This is a genomic window from Streptococcus thermophilus, from assembly GCF_010120595.1.
GTDB classification, from domain to species: Bacteria; Bacillota; Bacilli; order Lactobacillales; family Streptococcaceae; genus Streptococcus; species Streptococcus thermophilus.
In genome coordinates this window covers 1,167,034-1,182,982 of sequence record NZ_CP038020.1, presented here as the reverse complement: position 1 = coordinate 1,182,982, position 15,949 = coordinate 1,167,034, and the positions used below count along the sequence as shown (strand labels likewise).

Below are 15,949 nucleotides of genomic sequence, written 5' to 3'. Positions count from 1 at the left end.
TTATTTTCTCGACCAAGCACTTGCATTTTATTGTGAAGAAAATAACATTCCTTAAGAAAAACTCTGTTCATCTGATATCAGTGAACTACTCCTCCCCTGCATCTCTGATTTTTATGAAGATTATATGATTTTTTGTTACACAGTCTTGGTTATGTTGCTAGAACTGAATTTGACTGGAAAATCTATCACTTGGTTGAAGATGATATTAACGAAATCTTCAGTCAATATAAGACTCACATCGGGTAATATGAAATAACGCTTCTCTCGAAATGAGAGAAACATTTTCTTATTTCCAAAATTTTGCTTTTGATGCTGCGATCCAAGCTGATAAACAAGCTAGGGCTACTTCTGCATAAATCGCGTATTGTTTAGCAGGATAAAGCTATGCTTTATTTTCTTCATACCAATGAGACTTCCAGAGACCGATGTAATTTTCTGTTATTTCAGGATTTTTAAGGCACTCCATGTAATTTGCAGATAAATTGTCTGGTTGATTCGTTTGTATGTTAATGATATAAATCACCAAAACATCCGCAATGACAGCTAAGAGTTTCAAAGCAATCTTTTTCTTGGCTGTTAGTTGAAATGCTTTCAATTATTTTTCTTCCCAATATAGTAATATATGTACTCCTATACTTTAGTATAAAAAGTAGGGATACAACATTAATGATTAAAAAGTCAAAACCTTTCGAAAACCTTGCATATCTAGCTCATAGTGTTATAATAGAACTGTCCGTCTGTCTAGAAATAATACACTTTTAGGCAGATGCGACTTAGAAAGAGGTATTTATGACATTTTCAAAAAAGGTTTCCCTTTCTGAGGTAAACCAATCCGTAGATACACCTAATAATAATCGTTTTTGGCAAAATCTTAAGGCTTTCTTGGGACCTGGGGCTCTTGTGGCCGTGGGTTACATGGATCCAGGGAACTGGATAACAAGTGTCGTCGGTGGGGCGACCTACAAGTACAGCCTACTCTTTGTCATCTTAATTTCATCATTAATCGCTATGCAGTTGCAACAAATGGCCGGAAAATTAGGGGTTGTGACCCAAATGGACCTAGCTCAAGCGACTGCCTACCACTCACCTAAATGGTTGCGATACACGCTTTGGGTGATTCTTGAGCTGGCCTTAATGGCGACGGACTTGGCTGAGGTACTTGGTTCTGGCATCGCTCTTAACCTACTCTTTGGTATTCCAATCATGGTTGCTATTCTGGTGACAGTCCTTGACGTCTTCCTACTCCTGCTCATCATGAAGCTGGGATTCAGGAAAATCGAGGCTATTGTTTCAACCTTAATTTTGACCATCTTGGTTATCTTTGCCTATCTAGTAGCCTTGTCTGAGCCTAGTGTTGCGGGAATCCTCGAGGGTTATCTTCCTACGCCAGCACTCTTCGAGCCACATGCTGCTGGGGACACCAACCAATTGACTTTGGCACTTGGGATTGTGGGGGCAACCGTTATGCCACATAACCTCTACTTGCACTCATCCTTGTCACAGACTCGTAAGGTTGACTATTCAGATGATAAAGACGTGACCAAGGCTGTCCGTTTCATGACCTGGGACTCCAACATTCAATTGTCTTTGGCCTTTGTGGTTAACTCCCTCCTCTTGATTTTGGGGGCAGCTCTCTTCTTTGGTCACGCTTCTGATATTTCAGCCTTCTCACAAATGTACAATGCCCTTCAGGACTCTAAGATTGCTGGTGCGTTAGCTAGTTCGACACTTTCAACTCTCTTTGCCTTGGCGCTCTTGGCTAGTGGTCAAAACTCTACTATCACTGGTACTTTGAGTGGTCAAATTGTCATGGAAGGTTTCCTCCACATGAGGTTACCAAAGTGGGTAATTCGTTTGTTCACACGTCTCTTCGCCCTGCTACCTGTTATCATTGTAGCTATTCTCTACGGCGATCAAGAAAAGACACTGGATCAACTCTTGGTGTATTCACAAGTATTCCTTTCAATTGCCTTGCCATTCTCTATTTTCCCTTTGATTTACTACACTTCTAAAAAATCACTCATGGGAAAACACGTCAATGCCAAGTGGAATACCTACCTCGGTTATACCATCGCTATTGTCCTAACCATTCTCAATCTCAAACTTATCTTTGATACGTTTTAAAAAAAAACAAGGCTAGCACCATGCTGACCTTGTTTTAGTTTTTGAAGGCGTCAACGAGAACTTGGAATTCTTCGTTACTAAGGGTAATTCCCTTGCCCATCTTGGTATGGTCTGGACTCCACGTACGGATATCATACTTAGCTGGTGCGCCATTAAAGCTCACACGATTGAGTTCCTTAGTCCACCCCTTGTCATTCTCAGACAAGACCAAGAGTTTTTCTTCAATTTCAAATGAAAATTCTGCCATTTGCTTACCTCCACTAGCTTTATTCGTTTTTTTTCTGTGAAAATTATGTGTTTTAGAATGAAGTTATCCACAAACTTTCACCTTTCATGCTATAATTATTTTATCAAGAAACGAGGTAAATGACCATGATAAACTTTTTAGAAGCGGTAAAGCATCAGCTTCATCAGTTTGTGGAAACAGGTTACAGCAAACCTGTCCACCTAATGCAAAATCAGCTTATCAATGATATCTATCATGCTATTGATAATAAACAAATGATCATGCTGGCTTCTAATCATAGGACCTATAAGGGCTACATCAATCGTTATGACAGCCAACGTCAAGCTATCTTTATCGAGCAGGACAAAGTTATCAGTATGATTGAACTAAAAGACATTAAACGTCTAAAAATCATATCTCAACGAGGTTAAGTATATTAGTTAACCTATTTTTATTTTTGAGTTGACTAATATAGTAGGTCTTGGTATGATAAGTTAACTATCAAATCGCTCGAGGTTAACTAAAATGACACAAAATCATACACTATCCCTTATTCTTCCAGCTTTTGGTGCTGCTATTATTGCTGCACTGGCTCAAATCATCATTCCGATTGGGGCAGTTCCCATTACTCTACAGACCTTTGCTGTAGGACTTGTGGCTGCTGTTTTTAAACCGAGGGAAGCTACTCTTTCTGCTATCCTCTATCTTATTCTTGGCGCTATTGGTTTACCCGTTTTCGCAGGAGGTGGCGGTGGGCTTCAATCCTTCTTTGGTCCTTCAGCTGGCTATCTTCTTGCCTATCCTTTTTTTGCTCTTGTCACATCAGCACTAACCCATGCTAAGACCCCTATCTGGAAAAGCTTTTTGGCTTTTGTTTTGGGAGATGCGCTTGTCTTTGTCGGTGGTATCCTTAGCCTGCACTTTCTTGGAAAGATGGGTTGGTCTGCAGCTGTGGTGGTCGGTTTGATACCCTTTATCATTCCCGACCTCATTAAAGGTCTGATTGTTACTTTGGTGACTAAGCCAGTATTAAAAGCTCTAAAAAATCATAGCTACTTTAACTAAAGAAAAAAAGATTGAAGACTTTGTTCCTGTGAACAGAATCTTCAATCTTTTTATTTTTCAAAATAAATATCATAATGCTTTGAACAAGCTAGGTTGAAAGCACTGTGACAATTAGGGCAAGCTATTGCCTCTTGATACTACTCAATAACCATCTCATGCTGATAAACACCACAGATAAGGACCTTGTCCTGCTTGAGATGACAAGGATAAGCTCGAAAGCTATGTGTTCCTCCAAGCTATCATGACACTGATAACAAGCATAATACTTCAGACAATCGAAGCATTTTAGGGCAACAATATCTAGCTCTGTGTGATAATGCTGGCACCTGCTCTCATTATCTACCAAGAGACCATATATTTTTCTCGTCATTAGGCACGAACAGTCTTACTTGAACCGTCTTTTTGGTAGAGATTAATCAAACCTTCTTTAGTTGAACGAATCATATCACCAGGTTTAACTTCTTGTGGCACGGTAATAGTAAGAAGTTCCATTGGGTTTGGTGCACGATCAATCTTATTACCATTAGCATCGTGAAGATCTTTGATCTCACACTCGAAATGACGGAAGCCTGGTCCGTAGAATTCAACGTGGTCACCTTCGAGGATAACATTACGTTGACGGATCGTAGCTGTCATAGTTACTGGGTCAAAATCTACTACTTCACCAACAAATTTGTATTGTGGAATCTTACGACGGGCACCAAAGAGTTGCTCGTTTTCTGTTGGAGTCTTGTAATAAAAACCTGTTGCCAATTCACGTTGGGCAACTTTCCAAAGCTCATTAACCAAATCATCTTTAATAGCATAAAAGGCTTCTGCACTTTCCATGTAAGCATCACAGGCCGCCTTGTAACAGTTGGCAACTGTTGATACGTAATGGACAGATTTCATACGACCTTCGATTTTCAGGCTATCAACACCATTATCGATAAGGTCCGGGATGTTTTCAATCATACACATGTCAACAGCTGACATTGAGTATTCTTCAGGAACTTCACCGTGAATACTCTTTCGCTCTTGGCCGAATGGCATGTCGTAAAGGTCATATTTCCAACGGCATGACTGTGAACAACCACCACGGTTGGCATCACGGTCTGACATGTGGTTAGAAAGGGTACAGCGACCTGAGTATGAGATACACATAGCACCATGGACAAAGGCCTCAATTTCAAGGTCCGTACGTTTACGGATTTCAGCTAATTCTTCCATAGTAACCTCACGTGCTAAAACAACACGAGTCAAGCCATACTGTTTCCAAAAATGAAAAGTTTCAACGTTTGTCGCAGATGCTTGCGTTGACAAGTGGATGTTAAGGCCTGGAGCATAGGTTGAACAGATTTCAATCAAGGCTGGATCAGATGCAATAACGGCATCGAGTCCCATATCACGCAATTCACGGAACCACTCACCTGCACCTTTTTCATTTCCTTCATGGGTAACCATGTTAGAAGCAACGTGCACGTCAACGCCACGAGCGTGAGCGTATTCGATACCTTCACGAAGTTCATCCATGGTAAAGTTTCCAGCACGGCTACGCAAACCATAGGCTTGTCCACCAACGAAAACAGCATCTGCGCCGTAATTTACAGCAACTCTCAATTTTTCCAAAGTCCCAGCAGGTACCAGTACCTCTGGGCGTTTTTTAGTTGTAGTCATAATTTCTCCAATTTGCAAGATTGTCGATTTTAGTTTTTAGGATAGATCCTTCGTTCCCTGAAAATGGAAAACTCTCAACCGAAGGAGGACGTAATTTTATTTTACACGGTCAGGTTCATAATCATAGAAACCTGTGTCCAAACCACGGTTGGCTGGGTGTAATTTATGAATGGCTTCATCGAAGAGGAAGGCTTGATCCTGTAAAAATTCTCCAGACTCGATGAGGTCACGAGCCTTCACAAAATATTCGGTAATTTTTACGAAGTTTTCACCTGGGCAATAAACACCGTCCAACTTCCAGTGGTCAAAACCATGCTCAACGAGTTCTGAAAGCTTAGTCATCATATCCAGGTCATTATTGGCAAAGATATGTGTTCCATGCAAGTCTTCATAGACTGAGTAGTGAGAATCTGGATCTCCAGGTTCAGAAAGAAAGAGGTCACGTTCTTTGGTAACAGCTTCATCCGTTTTGATAAAGTTGTAGTAGTTTTGAAGAAGTGGTCGTTTTGAGTGGTGAATGATACTTGCCCCGTAAACCAAAACCTCAGCTGGAATTTGAAGATTTTCAGCCATGATGAAGAGTTCCGCAGATGGAATCTCACGGGCCAAAACAGCTTCAGATGCTCCTGCCTGTTTGCCCCAGAAATTAATCTGACGGCTAGAGGTTACCATGGTTGAAGCATCATAAATCATTTTGAAGGGACGTTTATCACGGTTACAGATGTAGAAAACTCCTGCATCACCAACCGTGATATAATCTGCTTTAATTTCTTCAAGAAAATCAAGGTAGTCAGGAAGAGCATCCATCATACTTTGGTGCATGAGGGCATTAACTGCAACAGTTAACTCTTTACCTGACTCATGTACCAGCTCTGCGATTTTTCGCATTTCTACGAATGAAAAAGGCTTAGGCAAACGAAGGCCAAAAGTTTTTTCGCCGATGTAAATACGATCTACGCCAAGTTCTAGGAGATCACGTGCCTGCTCGTAGCTCTCAGCTGTCGCTGTAATCACTATTTTTTTCATAACTCATATTATAGCACAAATTGATTGATTTTTTTAGAACTTTTAGGTTTTGTTAAATCGTATTTTGATATTTAAAAATTGTTTTATAATACTAGAATTTCAAAAAAACTTTGCAATATAAACTTTTTATGGTATTATTAAAAAGATTGTAACTAGTGAAATACTGACTCAGTCTTTTAGCCTACACAAAATAGTGATTTAAGTACTTTATATAGAAAGGAGGCAGACATGGCTGACAACTTACACCGTCAATTTGATCACATCGAAGATTTCGAGATTGAACGTCGTCAAACGACCAATTATCAAGACGATCAAGGTCTAAATAGTAATAGTATTAAACTACAAGATATGATTTTCTTTGGACGTGTCTCAAGCTTCTGTGTTTCAACAGTCCTAGTTGCCTTCCTTTTCTTGGTAGCACAGGTAGCTACCTTCTGGGCCTTCTTCTGGGCAATTACCATTAGCGCCATTGGTCAGTTAGGCATTTATGTCCTAATCGAATATCTTAAAGCAAAAGAACGTTGACTAAGGAGTCAACGTTCTTTTTAGTTTGATTCTGCTACTTCTTCAGAGATATCTTTGATATCAATGAAGATATCATCAACGATAGCTTTTGTTTCTGCTTTAACATTGGCTTGCTCAGGTGTTACTTGAGCTGTTTTTTCCTTGATGAGTTCAAAGCTCTCTTTTGCAAAGTCAGCAACTTGAGCTGTTTTTTCTTGAACGGCTTTTGTCAAATCAGTTGCAGTGATGTCGCCATTTTCAAATTTTGTTTTATAATCTTGGAAAGTATCGACTGCCAATTCTTTATAGTCGCCAACTTTTTCCACTACTTGATTTTGGTAAGCTTTAGGATCTTCTTTGAATGAAGCGATTTCCTCATCAATACGTGCTTTAACTGCTTTACCTTTTTCAGTTGTAAAGAAATACGCTGCTGCAGCTCCAGATGCTGCACCAATAATTAGGGTGTTTAGAAATTTACTCATGAAAAGACCTCCTTATTTTTTCTTGTCTTTTTTACCAAATAGTTTTGAAGCAACCTTGCCGATAGCAAAGGCTGAGCCTGCTTTACCGACACTTGCTCCTGCTGCACTTGCCTTAGCAGCGAGGTGACGAGCTCGAGTATTCAAGTCAGAAACACTTTCTGAAAGATCAGCTACTGCTACAAAGAGAGGATCAATCGTTTGAACTTTTTCATTAACATCTTCAACCAAGACATTAGCCTTAGCCAAAATTTCATTTGTTTGGTGAAGTGTTACGTTAATATCTGTACGAAGAACCGCAACTGTTTCTTCAACTTCTTTGACAACATGACGTGTGCGAAGTAAAGTTGGGATTAATGCAATTAGAAACGCAGCAAGTGCGATTGCGATAATAAGAAATGCAATTTCTACCATAGTTTTAGACTCCTTTGACCTGTTTAAAAGGTTAACAAAAAACTGAATGTTTGACTCCTGCCTCGTATGACCTTTGTTATTATAATTTTCACTTCATTATAACAAAGTCTGAACAGTATGACTAGTTTTTCATTTTATAATCTGCTTTTTGACGTTGTTTACGGAAATATAAGAGGACAGCTCCAAGGATAATGATGGAAATGCTGACCCATTGTGAGACACGCAAGCCGGCAAACATAAGACTATCCGTACGCATGCCTTCAATGACAAAGCGTCCAAGTCCATACCAGATAAGGTAAAATGAAGTCACATCTCCCTGTCGCAATCCCTTATTAAAATATCGTAGTCCCAGAATAATGCTAAAACCAACTAAATTCCATAGGCTTTCATAAAGGAAGGTAGGTACACGGTAGCTTCCATCAATAAACATCTGCTGACGGATAATTTCTGGAAGATAATTCAGTTGACTAACTGCTTTTCCATAGGCCTCTTGATTGACAAAATTTCCCCAGCGACCGATGCTCTGAGCTATCATGACCCCAGGGGCCGCAATATCTAGAAAATCTAAAACCGCTATAGCATGACGTTTGGCGAACCAATAAAGGACAGCTGCACCAGCAATCAAGCCACCATAGATAGCAATTCCACCATTCCAAATCGCAAAAATTTCCAATGGATTTTGGCTGTAATAAGACCACTGGAAAATCACATAGTAGAGCCTAGCACCAACAATGGCTATAGGAAAGGCTAAGAGAATAAAATCTAAGATATGCTCAGGATTGATTCCCTTTTCAGGAGCCAAACGCTGAGCCAGATAAACTGCAAGCAAAAGACCAGATACAATACAGATAGCATACCAATGAATACTGATTGGACCAAGTCTTAGAGCAATTGGATCAATAGTAGCTAACATTAGTCTTCACCATTCTTACTAATGAGGTCGGTCAAACGGTCCTTAAAAGTTTTGGTTGCATCATATCCCATTTGCTTAGCACGATAGTTCATTGCTGCAGCTTCTATAACGACTGACACGTTACGTCCTGTCTTAACAGGAATACGGATACGTGGAATCTTAACGCCCTGTAATTCAATCTCTTCATTGCTATTTCCAAGACGGTCAAAGACCTCGTCATTTTCAAAATTCTCAAGATATATGCACAACTGAACTTGAGATGAATTACGGACAGCACTAGCTCCGTAAAGACTCATAACGTCAATGATACCAACCCCACGAATTTCAAGAAGATGGAGAAGAATTTCTGCAGGTTCCCCCCAGAGAGTTCCCTCATCCTTAGCATAGACATCTACACGGTCATCAGCAACTAGACGGTGGCCACGTTTCACCAACTCGAGCGCTGTCTCACTCTTACCGATACCAGAGTCCCCTTGAATAAGAACACCCATCCCGTAGATATCTACCAGAACACCATGGACACTAGTACGTTCAGCTAATTGAGAGTTGAGATACCAAGACATGTCACCTGAAAGTGATGATGTAGAGTTGCGTCCTTGAAGAACTGCTACACCATTTTCCTTAGCAGCTTGAAGCATCTCTTCTGGAATCTCAAGACCACGTGCCACGACAACAGCTGGAGTTTCCTCTCTAAATATATTAGCAAAAACAGAATAACGGTTATTAGCAGTCATGGTTTTAAGGTAGGACCACTCCTTCATCCCAACCAACTGAAGTCGTTCTGGTGAATAATAGTCAAAATAACCCGTCATTTCTAAACCAGGACGAGAGATATCAGCCGTTGTTATCGCTTTTGCCAAAAGCTCCTCATTCCCATAGACAACCTTAAGTTTAAGCTTATCAACCAACATTTTAACAGTTACTGTCATGTTATTTCCTCCGATTATTTACTAGTTTCATTGTATCATAAAAAGGTTTTCAATGCGGTTCGCAAAGCAAAAAAAGACCTATGACTAACACTAAGGTCAATCATAGATCTTTTCTGTTATCATTTACTCACCATTTCCACTCGTCTTCTACAGGTTCAGCGTTTTTGCGTTTTCTTCCATCCTTAAGTTTTATTTCAGGATAAATATCCTCTTTATAAGGAAGGAGGAGGGCTAAAACTAAGTATAAGAAGATTCCAAACTGCGTGGAAACCATGAGAATAATAGCTAAGACACGAGCCGAAGTGAGGTTCCAGCCAAATTTATCTGCCAAACCTGCAACAACACCGGCGACGAGTCTATTTTTTCGTATCTTATAAAAGCGATTTGGCATGGTTTTCTTCTCCTATCATTCGTTGATATCATTGTATGATTTTTTGAGACAAAAAAAATCAGTCCTAGGACTGATTTAGAAAAATGAGTTTGCCTTGGCACAAACCGCATCCAAATTTCTGTGTATTGACACGGCGTTTGCGACGGTAAGTGTGACCACAAGATTGGCACTGATAAAGGAAGTAATTTTCTGCCTGGTTTCGCATTTTGGGGGCGTACCTAAGGCCATCCACCCTAGCTAGTAGGTCCTTGAAATCTCTATCCCCATGTTTGCAGCCCTTCCCTTGAAAATAAAGGTGGTAGTGACAGAGTTCATGACGGACGATTTTCCGAAAGGTCTCGAGGCCGTGTTCTTCATAAAGTTTCGGATTGAAATCTAAGTGTCCATCCTTGGGGAAGAAACGACCTCCAGTGGTCCTCAGGCGCTTGTTCCACAAGGCTTGATGATTAAATTTCCAACCGAAATCTTCGATAGAAACTGTCTTAACATAATCAGTTAGATTCACGTGGATTCACCAAGGAAAGATTAAGCTTTTCGTGTTCTAAGTCAATTTTTGACACCCATACGGTAACTAAATCCCCAACAGAAACCACTTGGCTTGGATGGTTAACGAAACTCTTACTCATCTCAGAGATATGGATAAGACCATCCTCATGGACACCGATATCCACAAAAGCACCAAAGTCCACAACGTTACGGACTGTTCCTTCAAGTTTTTGCCCCACCGACAAGTCTTTGAGCTCAAGAACATCCTGGCGAAGTACTGGTGCTTTAAAATCATCACGCAAGTCTCGACCTGGTTTTAAAAGGTCAGCAATGATATCTTTAAGGGTTTCCTGACCAATCTCTAGCTCTTCTGCTGTGTCTTTGAGATTAAGACCCTTCAATTTTGCCTTAGCAGAGTCGTCCAAATCTGTGATGTCTAACTGCTTGAAGAGAGCCTTCACCGCTGGATAAGACTCTGGGTGGACTCCCGTATTATCCAGGATATTTTTAGCGTTTGGAATACGGAGGAAACCGGCGGCTTGTTCAAAGGCTTTGGCACCAAGACGTGGGACCTTCTTAATTTCATCACGTGATGTAAACTCCCCATTTTCCTCACGGTAGGCAACAATATTTTCTGAGATAGTCTTGTTGAGACCTGAGACATGTGACAAGAGAGTACTACTTGCCGTATTGATATTGACACCAACCTGGTTAACCACGGTATCAACGACGAAATCAAGATTTTCAGAGAGTTTCTTCTGGCTAACATCGTGCTGGTATTGGCCTACTCCGATTGATTTGGGGTCAATCTTAACCAATTCCGCCAGAGGGTCTTGAAGACGACGGGCAATGGAAATAGCAGAGCGCTTTTCGACCGTCAAGTCTGGGAACTCATGACGGGCCAACTCTGAAGCAGAGTAGACTGAGGCACCACTTTCATTGACAATGACATAAGAGGTCTCTGGGAAATCTTTGAGGACTTCTGCCACAAAGGCTTCACTTTCACGGCTGGCTGTTCCATTTCCGATAGCAATAATCTCAATAGCATGCTCTTTGATAAGGTCAGCCAAGTCTTTCTTAGCTTGAGCAATCTTAGCTTGACTTGCTGGAGCAACTGGATAGATGACCTGAGTTGTAATCAGTTTCCCTATTTGGTCAACGACGGCCAATTTAGCTCCTGTACGAAAGGCTGGGTCAAATCCAAGTACCCTCTTTCCTTTAAGTGGTGAGATTAGGAGAAGGCTTCGAAGATTTTGAGAGAAAAGATTAATGGCTCCATCTTCTGCTGCTTCAGTCAACTCACTACGGATACGACGCTCCATAGCTGGAATGATTTTCTTCTTGAGCGACTGGTTGATGACTTCCTCAATATAATCATTTTTTTGCTTGAAACGGGCACTGTAAAAACGATGCATTTTCTCAAGATTGTGCTTAAAGTTTACCTTGATAACGCCTAATTTCTCACCACGGTTAAGGGCCAGAGTACGGTAACCTTGGAGTTTAGACACCTTATCCGCAAAATCATAGTAAATCTTGAAGGTTTCCTTTTCATCCAGAGATTGATCCTTTGGGATCGAAGTGATCTCACTGTTGTTCCAGATTTCGTTGTAAGTCCAAGAGCGCAAGCTATTGTCCTCAGAAAAGGCCTCAACCAAAATATCCACAGCACCCGCAAGGGCCTTGTCAGCTGTTGGAAAGGCTTCGGATGTCAACTTTTCAGCTTCATCTTTGAGGTTTGAACTATTTTGCAAGATAAGACGAGCCAGTGGAAAGAGACCTGCTTCACGGGCAATAGTCGCTTTAGTGCGGCGTTTTTCCTTATAGGGAAGGTAGAGTTCTTCCACGTCTGCCAACTTTTCAGCCGCTTCGATGGCTGCCTTGAGTTGGTCAGTCAATTTGCCCTGAGCCTCAATCTTTGCCAGAACCGTTTCCTTGCGGTCTTGGAGGGCTGTCAAAGACTTATCCATATCAATGATAGCCTTGATTTGAGTTTCATCCAGATTTCCGGTTTTTTCCTTACGGTAACGGGCAATGAAGGGAATGGTATTACCTTCTGCGGTCAATTCCAAAACGGTTTCAACTTGTTGTTTTTTTAGGCCCAATTCTTGAGCCAATGTCTCTAAATTTCGATTTTCCATAAACTCTATTATACCACGATAGGAGGTATGCTTGGGCAGAAAACCTTGTAGATGAAGCGAGATTTTTTGAGCAAGAGGTAGTATAATAAGAGAGTAAACCTATTCTTAAGGCTATTTCTTTCGGAAAATAGATGCATCTTCCTTGAAGCAAAGCTTCTTCTGCTGATTACCTAATTTTCTGTCAGAAATGACGCCCTTAGTATCTTAATTAACTCGGAGGCTTTTTATGGCGGTTATTCAGAAAAAAACAAATGAACTTGAAAGCATGATGGCATCTTTTGCAGTTATCCCTGATTTTGAAAAGGCGGGAACTGATCCTAAGAAGGACAAACGTCTTCAAGAAGATAAGAAGAAATAAAAGTTATGGCTATTTTTCATCAACTACCAGATAGCGTTTTTCAGCTTCTGGCAGTTTTTCTATCTATTATTATCGAAGCCCTGCCCTTTGTTTTACTGGGAAGTATCGTGTCTGGCTTTATCGAAGTCTTCTTGACTCCTGAAAAGGTCCAAAACTTCCTGCCGAAAAACAAGGTCCTGGCTATTCTCTTTGGAACTCTAATTGGTTTTATTTTCCCTTCTTGTGAGTGTGGGATTGTTCCCATTATCACGCGCTTTTTAGAGAAAAAAGTGCCTAGCTACACGGCTATTCCTTTCATGGCAACTGCCCCTATTATTAATCCAGTCGTTCTCTTTGCGACCTATACGGCCTTTGGGAACTCTTGGTACTACGTGTTTTTACGTTTCCTCGGGGCTTTCTTGATTGCCATGATTTTGGGAATCTTGCTGGGCTTTGTGGTGGATGACCAGATTCTTAAGGAAAATCGAAAGGTCAGTCATGTGCACGACTATAGTGGTTTGTCAGCTGGTAAGAAAGTTTTTCAAGCCTTGATTCATGCGGTAGATGAATTTTTCGACACTGGGCGTTACCTGATTTTCGGGAGCCTGGTGGCCGCAAGTATGCAGACCTACCTACCTACCCGTATTTTTACGACAATCGGGCACAATTCGGTGACAGCCGTCCTCATCATGATGCTCCTGGCCTTTATCCTCTCACTTTGTTCTGAGGCAGATGCCTTTATCGGAGCTTCACTACTCTCTAGTTTTGGAGTGGCACCAACAGTGGCCTTCCTCATCATCGGTCCTATGGTTGATATCAAGAACTTGACCATGATGAAACACCAGTTTAAGACACGCTTTGTCGGGCTCTTTGTGGGAACCGCAAGTCTGGTAACAGTCATTTACTGTCTAGTATTGGGGGTGATTTAATGTTACGTTTTCTCATCTTATCTGGGTATTTTGAGCTCGTCATGTACTTGCAAGTTTCTGGCAAGCTCAACCAGTACATTAATATCCACTACTCCTACCTGGCTTACATTTCCATGGCGCTTTCCTTCATCCTCGTTTTGGTTCAACTCATCGTTTGGATGAAGAAAATAAAGGTTCACTCGCATTTGTCAGGTCGAGTGGCCAAGGGAGCCAGCATCGTTCTCTTGGCATTTCCAGTTCTCACTGGGCTCTTAGTGCCAACGGTGACCCTGGATGCCAATACTGTATCAGCTAAGGGTTATCATTTTCCACTGGCTGCAGGGAGCGATCCTAACCAGGCCGACCAAGAGGGAACGACTATCCAGTATTTGAAGCCAGACACCAGCTCCTACTTCACCTCCTCAGCTTATGAGAAGGAAATGACCAAGGAGCTAGGCAGGTACAAGGGACGTGAGACCATCCAGATTACCACGGAAAATTACATGGAAGTCATGGAGCTCATCTATCTCTATCCAAACGATTTCGTGGGTAAGAAGGTCACCTATACCGGCTTTGTTTACAATGACCCACAGACCAAGGGATATCAGTTCATCTTCCGTTTCGGTATTATCCACTGTATCGCCGATTCAGGTGTTTACGGACTGGCAACGACAGGAAGCGACCAAACCTTTAAGGATAATACCTGGGTAACAGTCACTGGTACCATCACTGTGAATTATTATCAAAACCTTAAACAGAGCCTCCCTATCCTTAATTTGACTGAGATTAAAGAGGTTAGTCAGCCTGACAATCCTTATGTTTATCGTGTATTTTAAAAAGCCAAGTTCAATTGAACCGGCTTTTTATGTTGAATCAAACTGTACAGTTACTTAAATCTTGAGAGTACAAAAACCCACCAACCGAAACACTGCCAGCCGTGTCAGTTGTACAGTTACTTAAATCTTGAGAGTACAAAAACTGTAATATTGTTTATCCAGTTTTAGTATGAGTTGTACAGTTACTTAAATCTTGAGAGTACAAAAACTTGTTTAAAAACCTTAAACTCAAAATCATCGTTGTACAGTTACTTAAATCTTGAGAGTACAAAAACCGATAACTTGACACTTGTCAACGGTGCGCGGTTGTACAGTTACTTAAATCTTGAGAGTACAAAAACCGTCTCTCGCTCTTACTCGTCGATTATATTGTTGTACAGTTACTTAAATCTTGAGAGTACAAAAACACCGATGACAAAGCCATCGTTTGATGCAGGTTGTACAGTTACTTAAATCTTGAGAGTACAAAAACTAACAAGCATAGCTTCTTTGAAGAAAGGCAGTTGTACAGTTACTTAAATCTTGAGAGTACAAAAACGCTGCTCACAGAAGTGTTTTGGTCTATCAAGTTGTACAGTTACTTAAATCTTGAGAGTACAAAAACAGAATTAAGCATATTATCAACGAGAGGATAGTTGTACAGTTACTTAAATCTTGAGAGTACAAAAACCTTATGCTCTTTCGAAAATACAAGGCCATGGTTGTACAGTTACTTAAATCTTGAGAGTACAAAAACAAGGCATATGATTTAAAACCATTGCGCCAGTTGTACAGTTACTTAAATCTTGAGAGTACAAAAACCAGGACGGTGGTAAATGTCAATGACAAATTGTTGTACAGTTACTTAAATCTTGAGAGTACAAAAACCTCAGTATAAACTAAGTGAACGCAAACAAAGTTGTACAGTTACTTAAATCTTGAGAGTACAAAAACGGTGGTTTTGGAAGAACAGTAAAGACATAGGTTGTACAGTTACTTAAATCTTGAGAGTACAAAAACCCGCTGGGATGAGTTTCATACGCACCTTTTGTTGTACAGTTACTTAAATCTTGAGAGTACAAAAACTGACATCAATGGTTGATGAGTATCTTGAAAGGTTGTACAGTTACTTAAATCTTGAGAGTACAAAAACTAATAAAGATGAAGCAATCAATAGAGTACAGTTGTACAGTTACTTAAATCTTGAGAGTACAAAAACTGGCTACCTTGATTAATTCAGGTTCAAGTCGTTGTACAGTTACTTAAATCTTGAGAGTACAAAAACCCTGTCTTATTTTAACATAGTAAGTTGACTGTTGTACAGTTACTTAAATCTTGAGAGTACAAAAACCAAGTTTCAGACCACTTATCATGAATTTCTGTTGTACAGTTACTTAAATCTTGAGAGTACAAAAACGAATTTGTCAACGCCTTCCTTCATGGTCTGTTGTACAGTTACTTAAATCTTGAGAGTACAAAAACTTGTTTAAAAACCTTAAACTCAAAATCATCGTTGTACAGTTACTTAAATCTTGAGA

General features: G+C 40.5%; 18 protein-coding genes, 1 pseudogene and 1 CRISPR repeat array (1 of these 20 cut by a window edge). Of the genes and pseudogenes, 7 read left to right on the top strand and 12 right to left on the bottom strand.

Annotated elements, in window-relative coordinates:
• Positions 1-382 precede the first annotated feature (382 nt).
• Complete coding sequence (locus E3C75_RS06300) at positions 383-595, bottom strand: hypothetical protein (protein WP_223899720.1); 213 nt, start codon at positions 593-595, stop codon at positions 383-385.
• 194 nt (positions 596-789) lie between these two features.
• On the opposite strand from E3C75_RS06300, the gene E3C75_RS06295 reads away from it, so the two are divergent.
• Positions 790-2,124, top strand: a complete 1,335-nt coding sequence (locus tag E3C75_RS06295; RefSeq protein WP_084825896.1) for an Nramp family divalent metal transporter — start codon at positions 790-792, stop codon at positions 2,122-2,124.
• A 34-nt stretch (positions 2,125-2,158) separates the two neighbouring features.
• Here E3C75_RS06295 and E3C75_RS06290 read toward each other — a convergent pair whose 3' ends face one another.
• Complete coding sequence (locus E3C75_RS06290) at positions 2,159-2,371, bottom strand: YdbC family protein (protein ID WP_002886106.1); 213 nt, start codon at positions 2,369-2,371, stop codon at positions 2,159-2,161.
• Between the two features lie 125 nt (positions 2,372-2,496).
• Here E3C75_RS06290 and E3C75_RS06285 point away from each other — a divergent pair, with 125 nt between their 5' ends.
• The gene (locus tag E3C75_RS06285) at positions 2,497-2,781 is read left to right on the top strand and encodes a hypothetical protein (protein ID WP_100262611.1); all 285 of its coding nucleotides are present in this window, start codon (positions 2,497-2,499) and stop codon (positions 2,779-2,781) included.
• Positions 2,782-2,875: 94 nt separating this feature from the next.
• Positions 2,876-3,415, top strand: coding sequence for a biotin transporter BioY (locus tag E3C75_RS06280; RefSeq protein WP_111679531.1), 540 nt, complete (start codon positions 2,876-2,878; stop codon positions 3,413-3,415).
• A gap of 50 nt (positions 3,416-3,465) precedes the next feature.
• On the opposite strand, the pseudogene E3C75_RS06275 reads toward E3C75_RS06280, so the two are convergent.
• From E3C75_RS06275 to E3C75_RS06265, 3 genes and pseudogenes are all read right to left on the bottom strand, one after another.
• A pseudogene (locus E3C75_RS06275) lies at positions 3,466-3,785 on the bottom strand (CHY zinc finger protein).
• Positions 3,785-5,071, bottom strand: a complete 1,287-nt coding sequence (locus E3C75_RS06270; protein WP_011680967.1) for a peptidase U32 family protein — start codon at positions 5,069-5,071, stop codon at positions 3,785-3,787. The pseudogene E3C75_RS06275 and the gene E3C75_RS06270 overlap by 1 nt, the downstream one beginning before the upstream one ends.
• Before the next feature lie 96 nt (positions 5,072-5,167).
• Positions 5,168-6,097 carry a peptidase U32 family protein gene (locus E3C75_RS06265; RefSeq protein WP_111679530.1) on the bottom strand — a complete coding sequence of 310 codons (930 nt, stop codon included), beginning with the start codon at positions 6,095-6,097 and terminating at the stop codon, positions 5,168-5,170.
• Between the two features lie 228 nt (positions 6,098-6,325).
• Here E3C75_RS06265 and E3C75_RS06260 point away from each other — a divergent pair, with 228 nt between their 5' ends.
• Positions 6,326-6,622 carry a DUF3270 domain-containing protein gene (locus tag E3C75_RS06260; RefSeq protein ID WP_002945999.1) on the top strand — a complete coding sequence of 99 codons (297 nt, stop codon included), beginning with the start codon at positions 6,326-6,328 and terminating at the stop codon, positions 6,620-6,622.
• Between the two features lie 20 nt (positions 6,623-6,642).
• On the opposite strand, the gene E3C75_RS06255 is transcribed toward E3C75_RS06260, so the two are convergent.
• From E3C75_RS06255 to E3C75_RS06225, 7 genes are all read right to left on the bottom strand, one after another.
• Positions 6,643-7,083 (bottom strand): YtxH domain-containing protein, encoded by a 441-nt coding sequence (locus E3C75_RS06255; protein WP_100262605.1) that lies wholly within the window; start codon positions 7,081-7,083, stop codon positions 6,643-6,645.
• Between the two features lie 12 nt (positions 7,084-7,095).
• Complete coding sequence (locus tag E3C75_RS06250) at positions 7,096-7,494, bottom strand: DUF948 domain-containing protein (RefSeq protein WP_011680965.1); 399 nt, start codon at positions 7,492-7,494, stop codon at positions 7,096-7,098.
• A 121-nt stretch (positions 7,495-7,615) separates the two neighbouring features.
• The gene (gene lgt, locus E3C75_RS06245) at positions 7,616-8,407 is read right to left on the bottom strand and encodes a prolipoprotein diacylglyceryl transferase (protein WP_111679529.1); all 792 of its coding nucleotides are present in this window, start codon (positions 8,405-8,407) and stop codon (positions 7,616-7,618) included.
• Positions 8,407-9,336 carry an HPr(Ser) kinase/phosphatase gene (gene hprK, locus E3C75_RS06240; protein WP_046206415.1) on the bottom strand — a complete coding sequence of 310 codons (930 nt, stop codon included), beginning with the start codon at positions 9,334-9,336 and terminating at the stop codon, positions 8,407-8,409. The genes lgt and hprK overlap by 1 nt, the downstream gene beginning before the upstream one ends.
• A gap of 127 nt (positions 9,337-9,463) precedes the next feature.
• On the bottom strand, positions 9,464-9,727 hold the full coding sequence (locus tag E3C75_RS06235; protein WP_111679528.1) for a PspC domain-containing protein: 264 nt from the start codon (positions 9,725-9,727) through the stop codon (positions 9,464-9,466).
• 64 nt (positions 9,728-9,791) lie between these two features.
• Positions 9,792-10,232 (bottom strand): SprT family protein, encoded by a 441-nt coding sequence (locus E3C75_RS06230; protein ID WP_111679527.1) that lies wholly within the window; start codon positions 10,230-10,232, stop codon positions 9,792-9,794.
• Positions 10,219-12,351 (bottom strand): Tex family protein, encoded by a 2,133-nt coding sequence (locus E3C75_RS06225; protein WP_111679526.1) that lies wholly within the window; start codon positions 12,349-12,351, stop codon positions 10,219-10,221. The genes E3C75_RS06230 and E3C75_RS06225 overlap by 14 nt, the downstream gene beginning before the upstream one ends.
• A gap of 226 nt (positions 12,352-12,577) precedes the next feature.
• Between E3C75_RS06225 and E3C75_RS12020 the strand changes: the two genes are divergently transcribed.
• From E3C75_RS12020 to E3C75_RS06215, 3 genes are read left to right on the top strand one after another with little or no spacing between them, the layout of a single operon-like run.
• Positions 12,578-12,709 carry an SPJ_0845 family protein gene (locus E3C75_RS12020; protein WP_002952698.1) on the top strand — a complete coding sequence of 44 codons (132 nt, stop codon included), beginning with the start codon at positions 12,578-12,580 and terminating at the stop codon, positions 12,707-12,709.
• Positions 12,710-12,714: 5 nt separating this feature from the next.
• A complete protein-coding gene (locus tag E3C75_RS06220; RefSeq protein WP_111679525.1) occupies positions 12,715-13,617 on the top strand; it encodes a permease in 903 nt (300 codons plus the stop codon).
• Positions 13,617-14,432, top strand: a complete 816-nt coding sequence (locus E3C75_RS06215) for a TIGR03943 family putative permease subunit (RefSeq protein WP_111679524.1) — start codon at positions 13,617-13,619, stop codon at positions 14,430-14,432. The genes E3C75_RS06220 and E3C75_RS06215 overlap by 1 nt, the downstream gene beginning before the upstream one ends.
• A gap of 41 nt (positions 14,433-14,473) precedes the next feature.
• Positions 14,474-15,949: direct repeats of the CRISPR family, unit length 36 nt; unit sequence GTTGTACAGTTACTTAAATCTTGAGAGTACAAAAAC (it continues 867 nt past the right edge of the window).

Excerpts from the sequence above, each read along its gene's own strand:
- E3C75_RS06220 (WP_111679525.1), top strand. The coding sequence starts at position 12,715 with ATGGCTATTTTTCATCAACTACCAGATAGCGTTTTTCAGCTTCTGGCA.
- E3C75_RS06290 (WP_002886106.1), bottom strand. The coding sequence starts at position 2,371 with ATGGCAGAATTTTCATTTGAAATTGAAGAAAAACTCTTGGTCTTGTCT.
- E3C75_RS06285 (WP_100262611.1), top strand. The coding sequence starts at position 2,497 with ATGATAAACTTTTTAGAAGCGGTAAAGCATCAGCTTCATCAGTTTGTG.
- E3C75_RS12020 (WP_002952698.1), top strand. The coding sequence starts at position 12,578 with ATGGCGGTTATTCAGAAAAAAACAAATGAACTTGAAAGCATGATGGCA.
- E3C75_RS06255 (WP_100262605.1), bottom strand. The coding sequence starts at position 7,083 with ATGAGTAAATTTCTAAACACCCTAATTATTGGTGCAGCATCTGGAGCT.
- E3C75_RS06295 (WP_084825896.1), top strand. The coding sequence starts at position 790 with ATGACATTTTCAAAAAAGGTTTCCCTTTCTGAGGTAAACCAATCCGTA.
- lgt (WP_111679529.1), bottom strand. The coding sequence starts at position 8,407 with ATGTTAGCTACTATTGATCCAATTGCTCTAAGACTTGGTCCAATCAGT.
- E3C75_RS06215 (WP_111679524.1), top strand. The coding sequence starts at position 13,617 with ATGTTACGTTTTCTCATCTTATCTGGGTATTTTGAGCTCGTCATGTAC.
- E3C75_RS06225 (WP_111679526.1), bottom strand. The coding sequence starts at position 12,351 with ATGGAAAATCGAAATTTAGAGACATTGGCTCAAGAATTGGGCCTAAAA.
- E3C75_RS06250 (WP_011680965.1), bottom strand. The coding sequence starts at position 7,494 with ATGGTAGAAATTGCATTTCTTATTATCGCAATCGCACTTGCTGCGTTT.
- E3C75_RS06280 (WP_111679531.1), top strand. The coding sequence starts at position 2,876 with ATGACACAAAATCATACACTATCCCTTATTCTTCCAGCTTTTGGTGCT.
- E3C75_RS06265 (WP_111679530.1), bottom strand. The coding sequence starts at position 6,097 with ATGAAAAAAATAGTGATTACAGCGACAGCTGAGAGCTACGAGCAGGCA.
- E3C75_RS06235 (WP_111679528.1), bottom strand. The coding sequence starts at position 9,727 with ATGCCAAATCGCTTTTATAAGATACGAAAAAATAGACTCGTCGCCGGT.
- E3C75_RS06270 (WP_011680967.1), bottom strand. The coding sequence starts at position 5,071 with ATGACTACAACTAAAAAACGCCCAGAGGTACTGGTACCTGCTGGGACT.
- E3C75_RS06260 (WP_002945999.1), top strand. The coding sequence starts at position 6,326 with ATGGCTGACAACTTACACCGTCAATTTGATCACATCGAAGATTTCGAG.
- hprK (WP_046206415.1), bottom strand. The coding sequence starts at position 9,336 with ATGACAGTAACTGTTAAAATGTTGGTTGATAAGCTTAAACTTAAGGTT.